We start from the raw sequence: 21,069 nt of genomic DNA, 5'->3' as shown, positions 1-21,069 counted from the left end.
GAACCGATGTCGGTACTGTTCGAAAAAGACGGGCGCGGACCTTCGCCGCTGGCATTGTTGCTGCGCGGCGTGGTGCTCCTGGTCGCCGCCGTACTGGTGGTGTCGTTGCTGCTGATCAAATCGACGGGCGCCTTCGACGACAAGGTCGAGGTCACCGCGATGCTCGATCAACTCGGTGACGGCCTGCCCCCGCGTTCGGATGTCAAGTTCCGCGGTTTGCTGGTCGGTACCGTCGCGTCGGTCGAACCGGCGATCAATGGCGGCCGCAATCGGGTTCTGTTGCAGATGGATCCGGCGTCGCTGGGCAGAATTCCGCGTTCGGTCACCGCGCGGGTCGTGCCGAGCAATGTGTTCGCGGTGTCCTCGATCCAACTGGTGGACAACGGTCCCGCCCCCGCGCTCACCGCGAGCGCCGAAATCGCCCAGGACAAGAGCCTTTCCACGATCCAACTCCAGACCGCGCTGACCAAACTGCGCGAGATCATCGCCAGCACCGCGCGTCTCGGCAGTAGCAATACCGTTGGCGTTCTCGCCGCGGTCGCCGAGGCCACCGACCGGCGCGGCGCCGATATCGTGGCCGCGGGCACTCAACTGGACCGCATCACCAAGGAATTCGACGCGCTGCTCACACCCGACGGCAGCACGCCGACGCTGACCCTCATGGCCGACGCGGTGCGCGGTCTGAACGCCTCCGCGCCCGATCTGCTCGACGCGCTGCACCACGCGGTGACGCCGATGCGGGTACTCGCCGAACAGGACGAACAACTCGTGTCGCTGATCTCCGCGGGGAACAACACCCTGGCCTCGGTCAATGGAACCCTGGACCGCAGAACCGACCAGATCGTCACCGTGACAGAACAAATGGGTCCGGTCCTCGACGTGTTCGCCAAGGGCTCGCCCTCTTTCACGCCGATCGTGACGACGATCAGGAAGATGTCGGACAAGTGGTACCAGGAGTTCTGGAACTCCGACAGTCCGCGCGGCCGCGGCAAGTTCCAGTTCCGCTTCACCCCGCACACCCTCTACACGCGGGCGGATTGTCCGCGATACGGCGACATGGCTGGTCCGAGTTGCGCGACCGCGCCCGACGTCATTCCACAACAGGAGTTGCCGGCGACCATGGACCCGCGGAACTTTACGGCGCCGCCCGATCTGCCCGCCGACCTCCAGGAATTCCTGCGCCGCGCGCTCACCGGTGAGGCGAACGGAGCCGAGTCGATTCTCGGCTCGCTGCTGGCCGACGGTCCGCTGTTCACCGGGGGTGCGCGATGAACCTGCGCAAACCGCTGATCGGCGTCAGCCTGTTCGTCGTTGTCTCCTTCCTGCTGATCTGGATCACCTACGTCACCCTCGACCGCGGCATCAACAGCGAAACCCATTCCTATTCGGCGGTTTTCACCGATGTGACGGGGTTGCGGGCCGGTGACGACGTGCGGATGGCCGGTGTGCGGGTCGGGCGCGTGGACAAGATCGAGTTGGACGGTGACAAGGCGAAGGTGAATTTCCGCGTCGAGGTCGATCAGAAGCTCTACGGCAACACCAAGGCGTCGGTGACATATCAGAACGTCATCGGTCAGCGGTATCTCGGATTGTCGCTGGCCGACTACCACGCGCCGCAGCAGTTGCGCCCCGGCGACGAGATCGGGTTGGACCACACCGAACCGTCGTTCGATATCTCCGCGCTGCTCAACGGTTTCGAGCCGCTGTTCGGTGGACTCGATCCCAAGCAGGTCGACAATGTCACCGAAGCGTTGATCCGGGCGCTGCAGGGCGACAACACCTCGCTGGTGCTGCTCATCGAACAGGTGTCCTCGCTGGCTCAATCGCTGGCGGGACCGGACCAGGTACTCGGTTCGGTGATCACCAATCTCAACCATGTCGTCGGGGATCTCGCGGTGCACAGCGACGAGGTGAGTTCGCTCATCACCAGTTCCCGCTCGATCGTCGAGGGGTTGTCGAAACATCGCGAGGAACTGATGGGAACGCTCACCAACGTGAGCGGCATGACCACCCGGATGGCCGAGGTGGTCGGGGGCATCCAACCCGACCTCGACGAATTGCTCTACCGTGAACCGGGTTTCACCCGCCATTTCATGGAGAACAAGAGCGAGTTCGCCTACCTCGGGTTCAATCTGCCCGCCCTGATGAAGGGGCTGGCACGGGTCAGTCAGCAGGGCGCGTTCCTCGACACCTACCTGTGCGATATCAACGCCACGTTCCTGCCCTCGCTGTCCGAACTCGTTCCCACCATCGTCGGCATGGCATCGGCCACCGGCAAACCGCAATATTCTCCGACCTGTCAGGTGAATTGATGAGTCCGAAAGATCTCGCGCGTCGATCCGCCGTGGTGCTGCGTCGACCACTGGAAGAACATCGCAAGGTGGTGCTGGGCTCGGTGGCGCTGGTGTTGCTGGCCGCGATGCTCTTCGGCGCGGTGGGATTCACCCGACTCGGTGTGGGCACCGAGGAATACGAGGTGGAATTCGCCCAGGCCGCCGGGCTCAGCCCGGGTGACTCGGTCACCGTCGCGGGAGTTCCGGTCGGCACCGTCACATCCCAGCGGCTGGCGGGCGACCACGTCGTCGTGCGGCTGACCGTCGAGAATTCGGTCGCGCTCGGTGCGGAGACCAGGGCGTCGATCAAACTCACCACCCTGCTGGGCGCGCGCTACGTCGAATTGCGTCCCGGTGGCACCGGATCGGTCCCTGATCGTCGGATCACGTTGAACCACAGCGCCGTTCCCTACGACCTCCAGGAAGCGCTGGACAACGCGACCGTCACCTTCGATCAGATCGACGCGGGCCAGATCGGCCGATCGCTGGACACCCTCGCGACCCAGCTCGAGGGCGTGCCGTCGGTACTGCCCGGTCTGCTCGGCAATATGCGGTCGCTGGCCACGATCGTCGGTGACCGGCGCGGCGAACTGACCGCGCTGCTCGCGGGTACGGAACGTCTGACCACGGTGGTCTCCGAACAGCAGTCCGATCTCGGGCAGATCATGACCCAGGGACGCGACCTGCTCACCGAGGTCGTCGCCCGGCGCGACGCGATCCTGCGGCTGATGGAGGGCACCCGGCAGCTCACCGGCCAGATCCGTGACCTGGTCGGCACCGACAGGGCCCAGGTCGACGAACTCCTCACCGGGTTGAACGGCCTGCTCGACACCCTGTCGCGCAACGACGAACTGCTGCGCAACCTGCTCGAGGTCCTGCCGGTTCCGATCCGCAATTTCACCAATGCCTCCGGTACCGGTAAAGAGGTCGACTTCACCTCGTTGGCGGGGCCGATGATCGACAGCTGGATGTGCGCGATCAGCAGCCGCGCCACGCAGGCCAACCTCCAGCCCTATCGCGAGGACTGCCGATGAACGTCAGAAGTGTGCTGAGTCGGGTCGTGGTCGTCGCGGCGATCGGCGCGATCGCCGGTTGCTCCGGCAGTGTCGCCGGACTCGGCGATTCCACGAAAACCGTTGTCGCCGACTTCGACAACGCCGCGGGACTCTACGTCGGCAACTCGGTGGCTGTCCTCGGCATGCCGGTGGGCAAGGTCACCGCGATCGAGCCGCACGGTCCCGTCGTCGAGGTCACGATGGAAATCGACGACGATATCGCCATTCCCGCGGGCGCTCGGGCGGTCACGGTGTCCACCTCGGTGCTGACCGACCGGCACGTCGAATTCACCCCGGCCTACCAGGGCGGTCCCGCGCTGGCCGACGGGGCCCGAATCGGGATCGACCGGACGAAGACACCGGTCGAATTCGATCGCCTGCTCGGCGCGGGGGAGCGGATGGCCGGTGAGCTGTCCACCGAGAATCCCTCCGACGGCCCGATCGCGCAGTTGCTCGCGGTATCGGCCACCATCGCCAGCGGCAGCGGCCCGCAGATGCGCGAGACGATGGACGAACTGGCCACGGCATTGCGGATGGGCGACGACGGCGGCGCGCAGGTGCGCGAATCGATCACCCGCATCGTCGAACAGTTGTCGGTACTGGTCCGCGCGGCCTCCGACAACGACGCGGTGATCCGGGAATTCGGTACCGCCACCGGCCAATTGGGTGATGTGCTGGCCCAGCTCGATATCGGGTCGGGTTCGACCGGCGCGCAGATCAACGACATCATGGCCCAGACGACGGCCCTGCTCACCGACAACGCCGACGAACTGCGCGCGACGCTGTCCAACGCGAGCACGGTGACCAAGGCGCTGGCCGACTACCGGACCCAGCTGGCCGAATTCATCGACGTGACGCCACTGCTGCTGAACAACGCCTACAACGCGATCGACTTCGAGCATCGAGGGGTGCGGGTGCACGCGATGCTGGACAAGGTCTTCTTCGACGGACAGCTCATCAAAGAGGTCTGCAACATCCTGGGATTGCGCCAACTCGGCTGTGCCACGGGAACTCTCCAGGATTTCGGCCCGGACTTCGGTCTCACCGACATGCTGACCGCGATGTCGAGGATGGGGCAATGAGCACACGTGACAGACGCGCCCGCGTGATCGCCCTGGCGGCGATGGCGCTGGCCACGAGTACGGCTTGTTCGGTAGGTCTGGGTGATCTGCCGCTGCCCGCGCCGGGCGGCGGCAGCAACAGCTACACGATCCACGCCGACTTCGCCAACGCGCTGAATCTGCCCGCCAAGGCGAAGGTTCGGCTGTCGGGAGCCGAGGTCGGTGAGGTCTCGGCGATGGCGGTCCGCGACTACAACGCGATCGTCACGATGAGTATCGAGAAGGGGGTCCGGTTGCCGCTGGGCACCCGCGCCGAACTGCGGACCGCGACCCCGTTGGGTGATGTGTTCGTCTCGCTCACCGCACCCACCGACGCCACCGACGTGACCCCGATCCTGCGCGACGGCGACAGTATCGCGCGCGACGCGACCGCCGCGGCCGCGACCATCGAGGAATTGCTCACGACCGCGTCACTGCTGGTCAACGGCGGGGCCATTCGCAACCTGACCAATATCGTCAACGGTCTGGGTCGGGCGGTGGGGGATCGAGGCGATCACGTCGCCGCCCTGATCGAACAATCGACCCGGGTGGTGCAGGCGCTGGCCGCCCGTTCGGAGGACATCCGCACGACCCTGACCGAGATCGACCGGCTCACGGCTCGATTGCACGAGCAGGCGGGCACCATCGACGATCTGGTCTTCGCGACCGGTCCGGCCCTTGCCGTGGTCAAGGACAACGCGGATCAGGCGCTGGCACTGGTGCGACGGGTGGACGAGATCAGCGGTCAGCTGATGCGGTTCCCCGGCTTGAACGGCAGCGAGGGCATGGTCGCCGATATCAACCGGATCGCGGCCGAACTCAACGCCGCCGCGACCGATCCCAACGCGAGCGTGGCCGCCATGAACGCGATGCTGGGTCCGGTCATCGCGATAACCAACGGAACCGCCGCCAGTGTGGACGCCGACGGTCAGGATCTCGCGATCGGCGCGCTCCCGGATGTGAACCACAGCGGCGATCCGCTCAGCCGGATCCCGGACGGTTCCGACTGGCAGGCATTCGTCGGCACCTTGACCTACACCCTGCTCAAGTTGCAGGCGCAGATCACCGGGGGCCGACGATGACTACCTCCACTCGCACGGGCGGTTCCGGCGTGAACCCTGTCGAACTGCTCGCCCGCGCCACGGTGACGACCGTTCGCGTCGCCAGGCAACGCCGCAACACGCTGTCGGCCGTCGCGCTGGTTCTGCTGATCGTGGTCGGCAGCGGCTACCTCGTCTTCGGGGCGCTCGGCGCCGATCCGACGGCGACGACGATGAAGGTCCGCATCCATCTGGCCGATTCCGGCGGTCTGCTGTCCGGGCGCGAAGTCAGCCTGCGCGGTGTCCCGATCGGCAAGGTCGAATCGGTGGAGTTGAGCGATACCGGGATCGTCGCGGTCGCGGAGGTCGACGCCGACACTCGCGTGCCCGCCGACAGCGAGGTCCGGGTCGCGGGCCTGTCGATGGCGGGCGAGCAGTACCTCGATTTCCGCCCGACCCACGACAACGCGCCGTACCTGCGCGACGGCGCCGAGATCGCGGTCGGGCAGACCTCGACGCCGACACCGATGTGGAAGACGCTCTCGTCGCTGGATACCGCGCTGGCGCAAGTGAATCCGGCCGATCTGGAAGCCATCGTCAAGGAACTGGGCGTGAGCCCCGAGGGACCGGGCAAACTCGCGGATATCGTCGACGGCGGAGTCTTCCTCATCTCGACCCTGGATTCGGTGCTCCCGCAAACGGTGAGCCTGCTGAAGGACAGCAAATCGCTGCTGGCCACCATCGATGACTTCGGCCCCGGCCTGCGTACCTTCGCTCAGAACGCCAAGAGCGTCATGAGCGGAGTCGAGGCGAAGACCGGCGGATACGTCGAACTGCTGGGAGCGGCCCCTGGCACCTTGCGCGCGTTCGACGCGGTACTGGCGCAGAACGCCGGGAACGGAGCCGACCTGCTGGCGAATCTGGCGGTGGTCGCCGATGTCACCGGTAAACGCGTTCCCGCCTTCCAGGAGTTCTTCTTCCCGACCGAGCGCGCCGGTTCCACGTTGGACGGAATCATGGTGGCGTTCCACGACGGCGGGATCTGGGGTCTGGTGAACCTCTACCCGCGCTACGTCTGCGATTACGACCTGCCCCGGCAGGCTCCGTCGCGGCCGGATTTCCCGGAGCCGTACCTGTACACGTACTGCCCGAACAACGACCCCTCGGTACTGATCCGCGGCGCGCGCAACGCGCCGCGACCGCCGGGGGAGGAGATTCCCGGCGCTCCGCCGCCGGGAGAGCCCGCCGACAAGCGGACGGCGCCGTCGCCGACCGGTCCGGAATCACTTCCGCTGACCTTCGGCGGTCCATCACTGCCGCCCGCCCCGCCCGCGCCGAAGCGATGAGGCGAAGGCAGTCCATGCAAGGAATAACCACACGCGAGGAAACACTATGAGCGACAACGACACCGGCAGCTCCGTCGCGACGAAGGAGAAGTCCGAGGGCGCGACCGCCGAGACCGAGGCGACCGGTCAGGACAGCGAGGCGACCGCAGCTACGGTGGTGCTGGACAAGCCCGCCGCGGCGAAGGTCTCGGACACCGAGGCCGCCGAGCCGCCGACCGATGCCGATGCGTTGCCGCCCACGGCCGGTAAGTTCTCACGGCTGTCCCTCGTGATTCGTATCCTGATTCCGCTCGTCTCCCTGATCGCCATCGTGGCACTGGTCGCGGCCGGTGTGCTCGGCTGGAAACTGAAGCAGGAGCGCGACATCGACGCGGCGGGTGAGGCGGGACTGGCCGCGGCCCGCACCTACGCTGTCACTCTGACCAGCGTCGACTCGAGCAAACTCGACGGTGATTTCGCGGCGGTCCTGGACGGATCGACCGGCGAGTTCCGGGATATGTACACCCGTTCCAGCGGACAGCTGCGCCAGCTGCTGCTGGAGAACAAGGCGACCGGCAAAGGCACTGTGCTGGACGCCGCCATCAAGTCGGCGACCGAGACCAAGGTCGAGGTTCTGCTGTTCATCGATCAGACGGTCACCAATTCCGCGTCGGCCGATCCGCGAGTGGATCGCAGCCGGGTCGTGATGACGATGGAACTGGTCGACGGCCGCTGGCTGGCCAGCCGCGTCTACCTGCCCTGATTCGGAGCGAATCGGCTGGTAGTGCGGTTGCGCACTCATGAGAATGAGATTCCCACAACTGAATAATGATGTTATCCTTCCACTGGTTGCTTCGATGTTTCAGGAGTTCCGCACATGACTGATTTCGATACGGTCGATTACTTCACCGACCAATCCCTGGTCCCGGATCCGCACCCGTATTTCGATCACATGCGGGCGAAGTGCCCCGTCACGCAGGAGCCGACGTTCGGCGTGTACGCGGTGACGGGCTACGAGGAAGCGGCCGAAGTTCTGAAGAACTCCGCCGAGTTCTCCTCGGCGATCGCGGTGGGCGGTCCTTTCCCGCCCCTGCCGTTCGCGATCGAGGGTGAGGACATCACCGGCCTGATCGAGCAGCATCGCAGTCAGCTGCCGATGTACGAGCACATGGTCACGATGGACCCACCGAATCACACCTACGCGCGTTCCCTACTCAACCGGCTACTGACGCCCGCCCGGTTGAAGGAGAACGAGGACTTCATGTGGCGGTTGGCCGACCGCCAGATCGATGAGTTCATCGCGCAGGGCAAGTGCGAATTCCTCGCCTCCTACGCCAAGCCGTTCTCGCTGCTCGTCGTCGCCGATATGCTCGGCGTCCCGGAGGAGGACCACGAGGCGTTCCGCATCGTGCTCGGCGCTCCGCGTCCGGGCGCCCAGGTCGGCGCGCTGGACAACGAGATCGTGGCGAGCAACCCGCTGGAGTGGCTCGACGAGAAGTTCAGCGCCTACATCAGCGATCGGCGCGAGAACCCGCGCGACGACGTGCTCACCTCGCTGGCGCTGGCGAAATATCCAGACGGCTCCACCCCCGAGGTCATCGACGTCGTGCGTTCGGCGACGTTCTTGTTCGCCGCCGGTCAGGAGACCACGGCGAAACTGCTGAGCGCGTCGCTGCGGGTACTGGGCGACCACCCCGAGGTGCAGGCGCAGTTGCGTGCCGACCGCACCTTGATCCCCGCCTTCATCGAAGAGACCCTGCGCATGGATTCGCCGGTCAAGAGCGGTTTCCGGCTGGCCAAGCGGGCGACATCCATCGGTGAGACCGAGATTCCGGTCGGCGCGACCGTCATGGTCTGCCCCGGTGCGGCCAACCGTGATCCGCGCCGGTTCGACAACCCGCACGAGTTCCGTCTCGACCGGGCGAACTTCCGTGAGCACATGGCCTTCGGACGCGGCGTGCACTCCTGCCCCGGCGGCCCGCTGGCCCGCGTGGAAGGCCGAGTCTCCATCGAGCGGATCCTGGATCGGCTCGGCGACATCGGTATCGACGAGGAGAAGCACGGTCCCGCCGGTGCGCGCGACTACACCTACGAGCCCACGTTCATCCTGCGTGGACTCAGCGACCTGAACATCACGTTCAACGCCAATTCCTGACATCACCAACGAATTTCCCGTGGCGGTTCACGTCGACCGCCACGGGCACGACGACGAATAGAGGTATAGAGATGAGCGGACGGGTAGAAGGAAAGGTCGCCTTCATCACGGGTGCGGCGCGTGGTCAGGGTCGTAGTCATGCGGTGCGTTTGGCGCAGGAGGGCGCGGACATCATCGCGGTGGATGTGTGTGCCTCGGTCAGTGGTACGGATTTGATTCCGGCGTCGACGCCGGAGGATTTGGCCGAGACGGCGGAGTTGGTGAAGGCGCAGGGGCGTCGGGTCGTGACCGCGCAGGTGGATGTGCGTGATTTCGATGCGTTGTCGGCTGCTGTGGCCGGTGGTGTGGAGGAGTTGGGTGGGCTCGATATCATCGTGGCCAATGCCGGTATCGGTAATGGTGGTCAGACGTTGGATCAGTTGAGTGAGGCCGATTGGTCCTCGATGATCGATATCAATCTGGCGGGTGTGTGGAAGTCTGTGAAGGCGGGTGTGCCGCATCTGTTGTCGGCGGGTAGGGGTGGTTCGATCATCCTGACCAGTTCGGTGGGTGGTATCAAGGCGTACCCGAATACGGGTCATTACATCGCGGCCAAGCATGGTGTGGTGGGGTTGATGAAGACGTTCGCGGTGGAGTTGGGTCAGCATTCGATTCGGGTGAATTCGGTGCATCCGACGAATGTGAATACGCCGATGTTCATGAACGAGGGGACGATGAAGTTGTTCCGTCCTGATCTGGAGTCGCCGGGTCCGGAGGATATGTTGCCGGTGGCGCAGTTCATGCATGTGTTGCCGATCGGGTGGGTGGAGCCGGTCGATATCAGTAATGCGGTGTTGTTCCTGGCGTCGGAGGAGGCTCGTTACATCACGGGTTTGCAGATGACGGTGGACGCGGGCAGCACCCTCAAGTAGGGGCAGTACGCACAAATCTCGACGATTTCCGGGGCGCATATCGCGTCCCGGAATTCGTTCGTTCACAGGCATATTCGTGAAGCGGTCGGCCGGGCACCCGGTCCCGCCGCTTCTCCGGAAGGGAATGGAGGCACACTGTGCGCTTCGGACTGTGTGTGCCGTGTCTCGGTGAATTCGCCGATCCACGGCGGGTCGCCGAATTGGCCCGGCGCGCCGAGGAATCGGGCTGGGACGGCCTCTACGTGTGGGACCACGTGGTCTTCCCGTTCGGAGCCGTCGAAGTGGCCGACCCCTGGGTGCTGCTGACCCTGGTCGCCGCCGCGACCGAGCGAATCTCCTTCGGCCCCTTGGTGACTCCGATCGCGCGGCGCCGGACCGGGACGCTGGCCAGGCAGACCACCTCGCTGGATCGACTCTCGAACGGTCGCCTCGTCCTCGGCGCGGGACTCGGGTTCACGCTGGAAGCCGAATACGGCACCTGGGGCGAACCGATCGAGCCCCGTGAGGTCGCGGCCCGCCTCGACGAGGGCCTGGACCTGCTCACCGCGCTGTGGTCCGGCGAGCGGGTCGATTTCACCGGCGAGCACCTCACCGCCACCGATGTCACCTTCCTGCCGACGCCGGTCCAGCGGCCACGCCCGCCGATCTGGATCGGCGGCAACTGGCCCAGTCGCGCGCCCCTGCGCCGGGCGGCGCGCTGGGACGGTTTCGCCCCGATGATCATCGGACCCGACGGTTCCTTCGCGCCGACCCCCGAGATCGTCGGCGAGATGATGCGGATCATCGGCGCGCATCGGGAGAGTTCGACACCGTTCGATATGGTCGTGACAGGCCGGACTCCGGCCGACCGGTCCGCCGAAACCGTCGACAAGGTCGCCGCGGTCGCCGCGGCGGGCGCCACCTGGTGGCTGGAGGGTTTCCATCCCGGACCGGGCGAGTACGAGCAGGCGTTACGCCGAGTAGAGACCGGCCCGCCGCGCGAGTTCGCGGCCACCGGGCCCAGTGAGGAGCAGTCAGCATGACCGAAACGGCGCGAGAGCACGCCGCCGTGACCGACGACGGTCCCGACCTCGAATCGTCGGTCCAGCGCATGCTCGACATCTTCGATGTGCGGCCCGCGGGCGAGAACACCTTCACCGGCACCAGCGACGGCGGCTCCCGCAAGGTGGTCGACGGCACCCAATTGCTGGCCCAGTCGATCGTGGCCGCCGCGAAACTGCTGCCGGGCAAATCGATTCGCTCGGCGCACGTCGTCTTCGCGCGTGCCGCCGACGCCGACCTGCCCGTCGAATTCGCCGTCGACATCACCCACGAGGGCCGATCCATCGCCTGCGCGGAAGTGGTGGTGCACCAGGGTGCGCGCCGCTGCGCGTCGGTGACGATCCTGGCCGACGTTCCGTCGCCGGATGTGATCCGCCACCACGTGCCGCGTCCCGCCGTCGCCGGACCCGAGGAGGCGATCGAGGCCTGGATGCCGATGACGGGGCGTCGACTGCGGATCGTCGATGTCGCCGACGTGAACGATCCGGACGAGGTCGGCCCGCCCGAACTGCACGCCTGGCTGCACTACGATCCGATCCCCGAGCGCGACGATCTCGCCAAGGCCCTGCTCGCGCATTTCACCGGCCACCTGTCGGTGTCGACGACCATGCGCGCGCATGCCGGAGTCGGCACCAGCCAAGCGCACCACACCATTTCGACCGCGGTGATGAGCGTGACGGTCAGCTTCCACGAACCACTCGGCTGGGACGGCTGGTTGCTCTACTCCCACGAGAGCACCCAGGTGGGTTCCGGAATGTCCTACGTCCGCGGCCTCGTGCACACCGAGGACGGCAGGCTGATCGCCTCGTTCACCCAGGAAGCGCTCATCCGCCCGCTCGCAGGCGATGTCTCCGCCATCCCCGCCTCGGCACGGCTCTGAGCACCCGTACGGAAAGGACCATCCGATGAGTTCACCATCGCTGCAACCCTCCGCCTTCGACGAGCGACCCGACTACCGCGTGGACATCCATCGACGCCGCAACCTGGTCACCGCCCACCTCGGCGACCGGCTGATCGCCGAGACCACCCGTCCGCTTCTGGTCGATGAACAGGACCACGGCCTGGTCTTCTACTTCCCCCGCGAGGACGTGAAAGTCGAACTGCGCCCGGACGAGTCGGTATCGACCCGCTGCCCCTTCAAGGGCCAGGCCAGCTACTGGCGTTTCGACGGCGACGGCGAAACCCCGCTGTGCTGGAGCTACGACGACCCCATCCTCCAGGTCGCGCGCCTACAGAACCACGTCGCCTTCTACCAGGACACCCTCCACGTCCGCCTCGGCGTCGCCACCCCCGCCGTCGTCGGCTATCCCCCCAAGAGTTGACCCGCGCGGGCGGGCTGTGCTGCTCCGCCACGCGTTCCCGCCGAAGACCACGACAACCCCGTGCGCATCACGCGCACGGGGTTGTCGTGTGTCGGATCAGGCCAGGTCGTACCGGTCGAGTTCGGAGACCTTCACCCACGCGCTGACGAAGTCGCGGACGAACTTCTCCTTCGCGTCGTCGGTGGCGTAGACCTCGGCCAGCGCCCGCAGTTGCGAGTTGGAGCCGAAGACCAGGTCGGCCCGGCTGCCGGTCCACTTGACCGTGCCGGAGGCGTCACGGGCCTCGAACGTTTCGGCGTCCTCGGAACTGCCCGAGACCGGCGACCACGTGGTGTCGAGATCGAGCAGGTTGACGAAGAAGTCGTTGGTCAACGTCTCCGGGGTGTCGGTGAGAACGCCCAGCGTGGACTGCTGGTAGTTCGCGCCGAGCACCCGCAGGCCGCCGATCAGGACCGTCAGCTCGGGCCCGCTCAGGGTGAGCAGGTTCGCCTTGTCGACCAGCAGGTATTCGGCGGGCAGCCGGTTACCCTTGCCGAGGTAGTTGCGGAAACCGTCGGCGACCGGCTCGAGCGCGGAGAACGACTCCACGTCGGTCTGCTCCTGGGTGGCATCGGCGCGGCCCGGGGTGAACGGTACCTCGATCTCGAATCCCGCACTCGCGGCGGCCTTCTCGACCGCGGCCGCGCCACCGAGCACGACGATGTCGGCGAAGGAGATCCTGGTGCCGCCCGACTGCGCGGCGTTGAAGGCCTCCTGGACGCCCTCGAGCGTGCGGATCACCTGGGCGAGCTCGTCGGGCTCGTTGACCTCCCAGCCGATCTGCGGCTGCAACCGGATCCGGCCGCCGTTCGCGCCGCCGCGCTTGTCACTGCCGCGGAACGACGAGGCCGCCGCCCACGCGGTCGAGACCAGTTGCGAGACGGTCAGACCCGAGGACAGGATCTGGTTCTTGAGGGTCGCGATGTCATCGGCTCCGACGAGATCGTGACTCACCGCGGGGATCGGGTCCTGCCACAGCAGGGTCTCCTGCGGGACGAGCGGGCCGAGGTAGCGCACCACCGGACCCATATCGCGGTGGGTGAGCTTGTACCAGGCCTTGGCGAACTCGTCGGCGAACTCCTGCGGATGGTCGAGCCACCGGCGGGTGATCTGTTCGTAGATCGGGTCGAAACGCAACGCGAGGTCGGTGGTCAGCATGACCGGCGTGTGGGTCTTCGTCGCATCGTGGGCGTCGGGCACGGAGCCCGCTCCCGCGCCGTCCTTGGGGATCCACTGCCACGCGCCCGCGGGGCTCTTGGTCTTCTCCCACTCGTAGCCGTACAGCGTTTCGATGAAACTGTTGTCCCAGGCCTTCGGGGTGGGCGTCCACGCGCCTTCCAGACCGCTGGTGATCGCGTCCTTGCCGACACCGGTGCCGAAACTGCTGCGCCAGCCCAGTCCCTGCTCCTCGAGCGGCGCGGCCTCGGGCTCGGGACCGACGAGGTCGGCCGGACCGGCGCCGTGGGTCTTGCCGAAGGTGTGTCCGCCCGCGATCAGCGCGGCGGTCTCGACGTCGTTCATCGCCATCCGGTGGAACGTCTCGCGGATATCGATCGCGGCGGCGAGCGGATCCGGATTACCGTTGGGCCCTTCGGGATTGACGTAGATCAGGCCCATCTGGACCGCGGCGAGGGGGGCTTCGAGATCGCGGTCGCCTGAGTAGCGTTCGTCACCGAGCCAGGTGTGCTCGGGACCCCAGTAGACATCCTCCTCGGGCTCCCACTGATCGACCCGGCCGCCACCGAAACCGAAGGTCGTGAAACCCATGTCCTCGAGCGCGACATTGCCCGAGTAGACGAACAGGTCGGCCCACGACAGCTTGCTGCCGTACTTCTTCTTGACCGGCCACAGCAGACGCCGCGCCTTGTCCAGGCTGGCGTTGTCCGGCCAGCTGTTCAGCGGTGCGAACCGCTGCATGCCCGCGCCCGCGCCGCCCCTGCCGTCCTTGATGCGGTAGGTGCCCGCCGCATGCCAGGCCAACCGGATGAACAGCGGGCCGTAGTGGCCGTAGTCGGCGGGCCACCACGGCTGCGAGGTGGTCATGACATCGATGATGTCCTGCTTCACCGCGGCCAGATCGAGGGTCTTGAACGCGGCGGCGTAGTCGAAATCCGCGCCCATCGGATTCGCGACGGCCGGATTCTTCTGCAAGATCTTGAGGTTGAGCTGGTTGGGCCACCAGTCGCGATTTCCGCCGCCCTCGGTGGGGTGCGCGCGCAGGCCGGAGATCACCGGGCAGCCGGGCTCGGTGTTGGCTTCCGCTATCGGCGGATGTTCCTCGGGCATGGCAATTCCTTCCGAAAAAGGGTGTGATCAGGCTGTGATCACATCCGTGATGTGGTGCAGCCGGGGCACAGGCCCCAGTAGATGACTTCGGCTTCGTCGAGCTGGAAACCCTCGAAGCCGTTGTCGTCGGCGGCGTTCAGGCAGGGGGTGTCGCCGACGGCACGGTCGACGTCGACGATGAGCCCGCAGGAACGACAGATGAGATGGTGATGGTTGTCGCCGACCCGCGACTCGTAGCGGGCCGAGGAGCCGGACGGCTGGATCCGTCGCACGAGTCCGGCGGCGGTCAGGGCGTGCAGCACGTCGTACACGGCTTGCCGGGACACCCCGGTCAGCGCCGTGCGGACGACTCCGTAGATCGTGTCCGTATCCGCGTGCGGGTGCGTGCGTACCGCATCCAGCACGGCGATCCTGGGCTGGGTCACACGCAGGGCAGCCGCTCGCAACTGCTCTGGGTAATCCGGCGTCGTGGACACCCTGACACTATGACTCGCTTTTCTGGAATGAGTCAAGAGTTTGTCCGATTCGATTTTTCGGAGAGAGGGAATACCCGGTCCTCGCCGGTTCATCCATCGGGGCGATGCCCGATCGGATCGTATCGAAACACCGCGTGCCTGTTCGGGTTTCGAGGTGAGGTTCCCGGGTATTCGCCGATCGTTCACGTCGATGGGACCGGAGCGAGCGGAGAGACCGCACTCTCATCGGCAGCCCTACGTGGTGTGGTGTGCCACCCGGCACCGCTACCTGTCAGAGGAAAGCGATATGAGTCGAATCACAGCATCCACGGCGCCGTCGTCGGCGTCGTCGTCATCGCGAGGCGGTGTGTCCGCGACAGCCGGACGGTTGACCCGCAACAGCGTCTTCGAACGCTTCGCCCGCGCGGGGTTCATCATGACCGGGATCGTCCACCTTCTCGTGGGCTACATCGCCATCAGGCTCGCGTTCGGCGGCGAGGGCAATTCCGCGGACCAGTCCGGCGCCATGGCCGAACTCGCGGAGAAGCCGGGCGGCGGCGTCGTGCTGTGGGTGGGAGCGGTCGCGTTCGCGGCGCTCGGGCTGTGGCGGCTGATCGAATCGGTCGTCGGCAGCTCGTCCAAGCCTCGTCCCGACAGCACGCAATCGCTGATCTTCCACCGCGGCAAGGCGTTCGGCGAGGCGGTGCTGTACTTCGTCTTCACCGTGTCCGCGATCTCGTTCGCACGTGGCAGCGGCAAATCCAGCGGCGAACAGAACTCCGGGCTCACCGCCCGGATGATGCAGAGCACCTCCGGCACGATCGCCCTCGTCCTCATCGCCTTGGCCATCATCGCGATCGGCGGCTACTACCTGTACAAGGGCGCCACCCAGCGGTTCGTGAAGGATCTCGACGGTAGCGTCGGCTCGGTGACGCGCAAACTCGGCACCGTCGGATATATCGCGAAGGGCGCCGCGATCGCGGGCATCGGTGTGCTCGTGATCGTCGCCACCACCCGAGCGGAGCCGGACAAGGCCTCGGGGCTCGACGGGGCGTTGAAAACCCTGGGCGCGCAGCCCTACGGTGTCTTCCTGCTCGTCGTCGCCGGCCTGGGCATCATCACCTATGGCGTCTACAACTTCGTCAGGGCACGGCACGCGAAGATGTGAGTGTTCTGTTCCACGACGACAGAAGCGATGGCGCGTCACCGAACCGGTGGCGCGCCTCGTTTCGTCGGGATCGCCTGTTCTCGGGTCGTCGGCCCACCGTGAGCGCCACCGATACGCGAGAGGATCGCCGACGCCAGCGCTTCGGCGGCCTGCTCCGGAATCCAGTGCCCGATGCCGCCGAGCCGGACGAATTCGTAGTCACCGGTGAGGAAGTCGCCGCACCTCGCCGCGGCTTCTCTGGTGACCGCCATGTCCTCGTCGCCCCAGACGAACGTCGTCGGGACCGAGACGGCGGGCACCTTCGCCCAATCCGAGCCTCGCGCCCGATACCAGTTCAGCGCCGCGGTCATCGCTCCCGGCTCCGACAGCACCGCGATATGCCGATCCGCGAGCGCGGCGGGCACCGCGTCGCCGAAAGCCAGCCGTAATGCCGCCCCGCCATCGGCGAGCAGGAGTTCCGCGTCGAGACTGCCGTCGTCTATCGAGGTCATGTACCCCGACAGTTCGCGTTGTCGCGGGTCGTGTTCCATCGAATACGCGAAGGCCGCGGGATGCGGCACCGAGACCGCGGTCAGCGACGCGACGAGTTCGGGGTGCTCGGCCGCGACCGCCCAGGCCACGATGGCGCCCCAGTCGTGTCCGACCAGGTGCACCCGCCCGGCGGGCAGTGTCGCGCACAGCCCGAGCGCGTCGTCGACCAATTCGCCGAGGCGGTAGGCGTCCACCTCGGACGGCCGCGCGGTCGGCGAATACCCCCGTTGATCCGGGGCCAGTGACGCGATGCCCGCCGCCGCCAGCCGTCGCGCCACGTCGGTCCACGAGGCCGCGCTCTGCGGGAACCCGTGGAGCAGTAAGGCGTAGGCCGAGGTGTCGCCCGCGGGTGTCTCGTGGACGGTGAACCGGTGCTTCCCGGCCTGCCGCGGCGTGGGCGTCGTTGCTGTCACGTCCACAGGTTAGTGTCACCCGGGCCGACTGTATACACCTGTCCGGATAACTGTATGGTCAACGGCCGAACGGTCGCGGCTCCGTCCATCGGGGAATCCGAATACCCGGAGCCGCAGCCGAACTCAGGCGTCGGACGAGACGCTGACCGTCGAGCCGACCCGGGGGAGTCCCAGGTTGTCGCGCAGGGTGGTTCCCTCGTAGTCGGCGCGCAGGACGCCGCGATCCTGGAGCAGCGGCACCACCTCGTCGACGAATTCGTCCAACCCGGTGGGCACCAGATGCGATCCGAGAATGAAACCGTCGGAACCGTCGTTCTGGACGAACGCGTCGATCTTCTCGGCCACCTGGGCTGCGGTGCCGACCAGCGGACCGCGCTCGAACTGGTCGATCACCACCTCGCGCAGGGTCAGCTTCTTCGTCTCGGCGACCTGGCGCAGTCGCTCGACCGTCGCGAACCGGTCCTGGTGTACGAAGGCGCGACCCCGGATGATCGGCGGGGCTTCGGGATCGGGGTCGATATCGGGGACCGGACCCTCCGGGTCGTAGCCGGACAGGTCGCGATTCCAGATCTGCTCCAGCAGGATCAGCGCGGTCCGGCCGGTGACCTGCTCGTTGCGGACGGCGTGGTATTTCTCGACGGCGTCGGCCTCGGTGTCGCCGAGGACGAAACTCGCCGACGGCAGGATCTTGATGTCGTCGGCGGCGCGTCCGGCGGCGACGGCGCGCGCCTTGATGTCGCGGTAGAAGTCCGCGGCCTCGGGCAGCTTGCCGTACGGGGAGAAGATGGCGTCGGCGTTGGCCGCGGCGAAATCGCGGCCCTGCGGCGAGACGCCCGCCTGGAGGATCACCGGCCTGCCCTGCGGACTGCGCGGCACCGTGAACCGGCCGGAGATGTCGAACTGGTTGCCGTGGAAGGCGAATGCCCCGGCATCGGCGCGGGCCAGGAACCGGCCCGATTCCTTGTCGGCGACGATATCGTCGGCGTCCCACGAATCCCACAGGGCGCGAACAGCCTCGAGTGTCTCCTCGGCGCGCACGTAGCGGTCGGCCGGATCGAGGAAGCCGCCGCGACGGAAGTTCTGGCCGGTGAACGCGTCGAAGGAGGTCACCACGTTCCAGGCGGCCCGCCCGCCGGACAGGTGATCCAGGCTCGCGAGCTGGCGCGCCAGCTCGTAGGGCTCGTTGAAAGTGGCGTTGATGGTGCCCGCGAGTCCCAGATGTTCGGTGACGGCGGCGATCGAGGCCAGCACGGTGAAGGTGTCGGGCCTGCCGATGATGTCCTGGTCGAAGATCTCGCCCGCGCGTTCGCGCAGGATGAGGCCCTCGGCCAGGAAGAAGAAATCGAATTTGCCGCGTTCGGCGGTCCTGGCGGTGTGTTCGAAACTGCTGAAATCGATCTGGCTGCCCGCCTCGGGATGCCACCAGGCGGTGTGATGGTTGACGCCGCCGAGGTAGGCGCCGAGGATGACCTGCTTACGTGGGGTGCTCACGGTGACCTCGCTCAGACAGTCGTGTAACGGTTGGGTGCGGTGGCGGACAGGCCGAGCAGCGAACGCAGCGACCCGTCCGGGTAGTCGGCGCGGAACGCGCCGCGCCGCTGGAGGGCGGGGACGAGCCGGTCGGCGATGGCGGTCAGGTCGTCGACGGCGACGCCGGGACGCAACCGGAATCCGTCGGCGCCCCGTGCGCTCCAATCGAGCAGCAGGTCGGCGAGATCGTCCGCGCTTCCGGTGAAAATCGCGGCATCGGAGGAGAATTCGCTTCCGGAGAGTTCGTCCAGACGTGCCAGGCGCTGCGCTCCCGACCCGTCGTCGGTGTCGAGGAAGACGACGAGATCGGGGTAGACCCGCAGCGGTTCGCCGCCGCGTTCGGCCCGTGCCGAGGCCGCCGCGACCTGTTCCACGACGGGACCGGGGCCGGCCCCGCGCCCCGGGGTCACGAACACCACATCCGCGACGCGGGCGGCGAATTCGTAGACCAGCGGGGAATGGGCCAACGCCGTCACCACCGGCTGCCCCTGGGGCGGACGCGGGGTGATGGAGGGGCCGCGCACGCTGAAGAAGCGGCCTTCGAAGTCGATGTAGTGCAATTTGTCGCGGTCGATGAAGCGCCGGGTCGACACCTCGCGGATCTCGGCGTCGTCCTCCCAGCTGTCCCACAGCCGGCGCACCACCTCGACGGCGTCCACGGCTTCGTCGAACAGATCGTGCACGTGGGCGGGATAGACACCGGAACGCAGCGCTTCGCCCAGTTCGGCGGCGCTGAGATCGGGCACGGTACGTCGCCCGAAATGCGCGGCCTCCTGCGCGGTGCCCGACACCCGCACCTGCCAGCCCGCTCGGCCGAGCGAGGTGTAGTCGAGCGTCGCCAGCGCCTTGGAGACGTGGAACGGTTCGGTATGGGTCGTGGTCACCGTCGGTATCAGGCCGATCCGGCGCGTGACGGGGGCGACGCGCGCCGCGATCAGGTGGGCGTCGATCCTGGCCCGCACCCGGTCGACGGCGTCGTCGGCCGGAGTGTGCGGCGGCCCGGGAATCGTCAGGGTGTCCTCGATGGTCACGAAGTCGAGCAGTCCGCGCTGGGCGGTGGTGACCAGGTCGGTCCAGTAGCCGGGACCGAACAATTCGGCGGGACGTGAGTTCGGCGCTCGCCAGGCGGCCGGATGCCAGCCTGCTCCGTCGAGCGCGACGCCGATATGGAGTGGGTTCGGTGCCATCGTCTCCCGTTTCTGTGCTGCGTGAAGGCTGTGTCACTCAACGCGCGAATCCGCGCCTCCCGGGATCCGCGCTCGCGGCCGCTGCCGGGCGGTCGGCGTCGTCGCACGCGCCGCCGCGTCGCGTCGACCTGTTCCGCCTGGCCTTTTGTCGGACGAAGACACCGGCGCGGTTCTCGTCGACGAGGCTGTCAACCGTTGAAATCAGGTCGATCGCGGGGAAATACGTTGTCCCCGAGCAGAATCGGATCGTAGCCATCCCGAGATGGGTGCTCGCCGCGGCTACGGATCGCGATGAGCGCAACCGGTGCCCCGTGTTCCTGAGGTCGACTAGCTTCGTAGGTTCGGGCGACGACGTGGAGGAGTGCGGTGACCACTGAGCGGACCATCCACCTCGAGACCACCGGGCACCCGCTCGACGATCCCGTCGGGGCCTCGCTCCGCGGCGCGCACCGCCGATTCGCCGAGCGAGCGGGCCGGATCATCCGCTACGACCCGCAGGTCGCAGGATTCATCGCCCATCCGCCGGTGCCCGAGGCTGAGGACTGGGCCGATCTGGCCGGATTCCTCGGACCGGACGGCACCGCGGGCCTGCGCGGCGAGAGCTACGCACTGCCGTCGGATTGGACCGTCCTCCAGGAACTCGACTCGCTACAGATGGACGGCACCGCTTTGCGCGTAGCCCATGATCCTGAACTCGAGGTGCTCACCGCCGACGACGTTCCGGCGATGCTCGAATTGATCGCCCGTACCGAACCGGGTCCGTTCTTCCCGCGGACGATAGAGATGGGCGCTTACCTGGGCCTGCGGATCGACGGCAGGCTGGTGGCGATGGCGGGGGAGCGACTGCGCCCACCGGGCTGGACCGAGATCAGCGCTGTGTGCACCCTCGCCGAATTCCGCGGCAGGGGTTTCGCCTCGCGCCTGATCCGTGCCGTGGGCGCGGGCATCGGGGAACGTGGCGAGCGGCCGTTCCTGCACACCCTCGCCTCGAATGTCACCGCGATACGCCTGTACGAGAACCTGGGATTCAAGGTGCGTGCCCGCGCGAAACTGACGATCGTCCGGCCGCCGGTGCCCGCGCCCGGCGTGAATTGATCCACCGCGGATCACGCGCGCGCCGTCGGTTTCATATCCCCCGATTTCCGTAATTCGAGTCGGTTCGGCAATTCTCCGGAATC

19 protein-coding genes are annotated in these 21,069 nt (G+C 66.8%); 14 read left to right on the top strand and 5 right to left on the bottom strand.

Going from position 1 to position 21,069, the window contains the following annotated elements:
• Positions 1-6 precede the first annotated feature (6 nt).
• The 12 genes from JZ792_RS09145 to JZ792_RS09090 all read left to right on the top strand — a co-directional run bounded on the left by JZ792_RS09145 (position 7) and on the right by JZ792_RS09090 (position 12,282).
• Positions 7-1,272, top strand: a complete 1,266-nt coding sequence (locus tag JZ792_RS09145) for an MlaD family protein (RefSeq protein WP_216908813.1) — start codon at positions 7-9, stop codon at positions 1,270-1,272.
• Entirely contained in the window at positions 1,269-2,312 is a 1,044-nt protein-coding gene (locus JZ792_RS09140) for an MCE family protein (RefSeq protein WP_216908811.1), read from the top strand. The genes JZ792_RS09145 and JZ792_RS09140 overlap by 4 nt, the downstream gene beginning before the upstream one ends.
• On the top strand, positions 2,312-3,367 hold the full coding sequence (locus tag JZ792_RS09135; RefSeq protein ID WP_216908809.1) for an MCE family protein: 1,056 nt from the start codon (positions 2,312-2,314) through the stop codon (positions 3,365-3,367). Before JZ792_RS09140 ends, JZ792_RS09135 begins: the two co-directional genes overlap by 1 nt.
• Entirely contained in the window at positions 3,364-4,470 is a 1,107-nt protein-coding gene (locus JZ792_RS09130; protein ID WP_216908800.1) for an MCE family protein, read from the top strand. Before JZ792_RS09135 ends, JZ792_RS09130 begins: the two co-directional genes overlap by 4 nt.
• A complete protein-coding gene (locus JZ792_RS09125; protein WP_216908798.1) occupies positions 4,467-5,570 on the top strand; it encodes an MlaD family protein in 1,104 nt (367 codons plus the stop codon). The genes JZ792_RS09130 and JZ792_RS09125 overlap by 4 nt, the downstream gene beginning before the upstream one ends.
• On the top strand, positions 5,567-6,874 hold the full coding sequence (locus tag JZ792_RS09120) for an MlaD family protein (protein WP_216908790.1): 1,308 nt from the start codon (positions 5,567-5,569) through the stop codon (positions 6,872-6,874). Before JZ792_RS09125 ends, JZ792_RS09120 begins: the two co-directional genes overlap by 4 nt.
• A 46-nt stretch (positions 6,875-6,920) precedes the next feature.
• A complete protein-coding gene (locus JZ792_RS09115) occupies positions 6,921-7,616 on the top strand; it encodes an Rv1363c family protein (RefSeq protein WP_216908788.1) in 696 nt (231 codons plus the stop codon).
• A 114-nt stretch (positions 7,617-7,730) separates the two neighbouring features.
• Positions 7,731-9,008, top strand: a complete 1,278-nt coding sequence (locus tag JZ792_RS09110; protein ID WP_216908786.1) for a cytochrome P450 — start codon at positions 7,731-7,733, stop codon at positions 9,006-9,008.
• Positions 9,009-9,079: 71 nt separating this feature from the next.
• Positions 9,080-9,919, top strand: a complete 840-nt coding sequence (locus JZ792_RS09105) for a mycofactocin-coupled SDR family oxidoreductase (RefSeq protein WP_216908784.1) — start codon at positions 9,080-9,082, stop codon at positions 9,917-9,919.
• A 137-nt stretch (positions 9,920-10,056) separates the two neighbouring features.
• Positions 10,057-10,941 carry an LLM class flavin-dependent oxidoreductase gene (locus JZ792_RS09100; RefSeq protein ID WP_216908782.1) on the top strand — a complete coding sequence of 295 codons (885 nt, stop codon included), beginning with the start codon at positions 10,057-10,059 and terminating at the stop codon, positions 10,939-10,941.
• Entirely contained in the window at positions 10,938-11,840 is a 903-nt protein-coding gene (locus tag JZ792_RS09095) for an acyl-CoA thioesterase (RefSeq protein ID WP_216908780.1), read from the top strand. The genes JZ792_RS09100 and JZ792_RS09095 overlap by 4 nt, the downstream gene beginning before the upstream one ends.
• A gap of 25 nt (positions 11,841-11,865) precedes the next feature.
• Positions 11,866-12,282 carry a DUF427 domain-containing protein gene (locus JZ792_RS09090; RefSeq protein WP_216908778.1) on the top strand — a complete coding sequence of 139 codons (417 nt, stop codon included), beginning with the start codon at positions 11,866-11,868 and terminating at the stop codon, positions 12,280-12,282.
• Between the two features lie 96 nt (positions 12,283-12,378).
• Here JZ792_RS09090 and katG read toward each other — a convergent pair whose 3' ends face one another.
• Both katG and JZ792_RS09080 read right to left on the bottom strand, forming a co-directional pair.
• A complete protein-coding gene (katG, locus tag JZ792_RS09085; RefSeq protein WP_216908776.1) occupies positions 12,379-14,607 on the bottom strand; it encodes a catalase/peroxidase HPI in 2,229 nt (742 codons plus the stop codon).
• Between the two features lie 38 nt (positions 14,608-14,645).
• Positions 14,646-15,083 (bottom strand): Fur family transcriptional regulator, encoded by a 438-nt coding sequence (locus JZ792_RS09080; protein WP_216908774.1) that lies wholly within the window; start codon positions 15,081-15,083, stop codon positions 14,646-14,648.
• Positions 15,084-15,369: 286 nt separating this feature from the next.
• Between JZ792_RS09080 and JZ792_RS09075 the strand changes: the two genes are divergently transcribed.
• The gene (locus JZ792_RS09075) at positions 15,370-16,230 is read left to right on the top strand and encodes a DUF1206 domain-containing protein (protein WP_216908772.1); all 861 of its coding nucleotides are present in this window, start codon (positions 15,370-15,372) and stop codon (positions 16,228-16,230) included.
• Positions 16,231-16,265: 35 nt separating this feature from the next.
• Here JZ792_RS09075 and JZ792_RS09070 read toward each other — a convergent pair whose 3' ends face one another.
• From JZ792_RS09070 to JZ792_RS09060, 3 genes are all read right to left on the bottom strand, one after another.
• A complete protein-coding gene (locus tag JZ792_RS09070; RefSeq protein ID WP_216908770.1) occupies positions 16,266-17,174 on the bottom strand; it encodes an alpha/beta fold hydrolase in 909 nt (302 codons plus the stop codon).
• A gap of 123 nt (positions 17,175-17,297) precedes the next feature.
• Positions 17,298-18,665 carry an NtaA/DmoA family FMN-dependent monooxygenase gene (locus JZ792_RS09065; protein WP_216908768.1) on the bottom strand — a complete coding sequence of 456 codons (1,368 nt, stop codon included), beginning with the start codon at positions 18,663-18,665 and terminating at the stop codon, positions 17,298-17,300.
• 11 nt (positions 18,666-18,676) lie between these two features.
• Positions 18,677-19,891, bottom strand: a complete 1,215-nt coding sequence (locus JZ792_RS09060) for an LLM class flavin-dependent oxidoreductase (protein ID WP_216908766.1) — start codon at positions 19,889-19,891, stop codon at positions 18,677-18,679.
• Between the two features lie 366 nt (positions 19,892-20,257).
• Here JZ792_RS09060 and JZ792_RS09055 point away from each other — a divergent pair, with 366 nt between their 5' ends.
• Positions 20,258-20,986, top strand: coding sequence for a GNAT family N-acetyltransferase (locus JZ792_RS09055; protein ID WP_216908764.1), 729 nt, complete (start codon positions 20,258-20,260; stop codon positions 20,984-20,986).
• Positions 20,987-21,069 lie beyond the last annotated feature (83 nt).

It is taken from the genome of Nocardia noduli, assembly GCF_019038455.1.
Classification (GTDB): Bacteria; Actinomycetota; Actinomycetes; order Mycobacteriales; family Mycobacteriaceae; genus Nocardia; species Nocardia noduli.
Note: the sequence above shows the minus strand (reverse complement) of the source record. Positions and strands in the feature narration are given on the sequence as shown.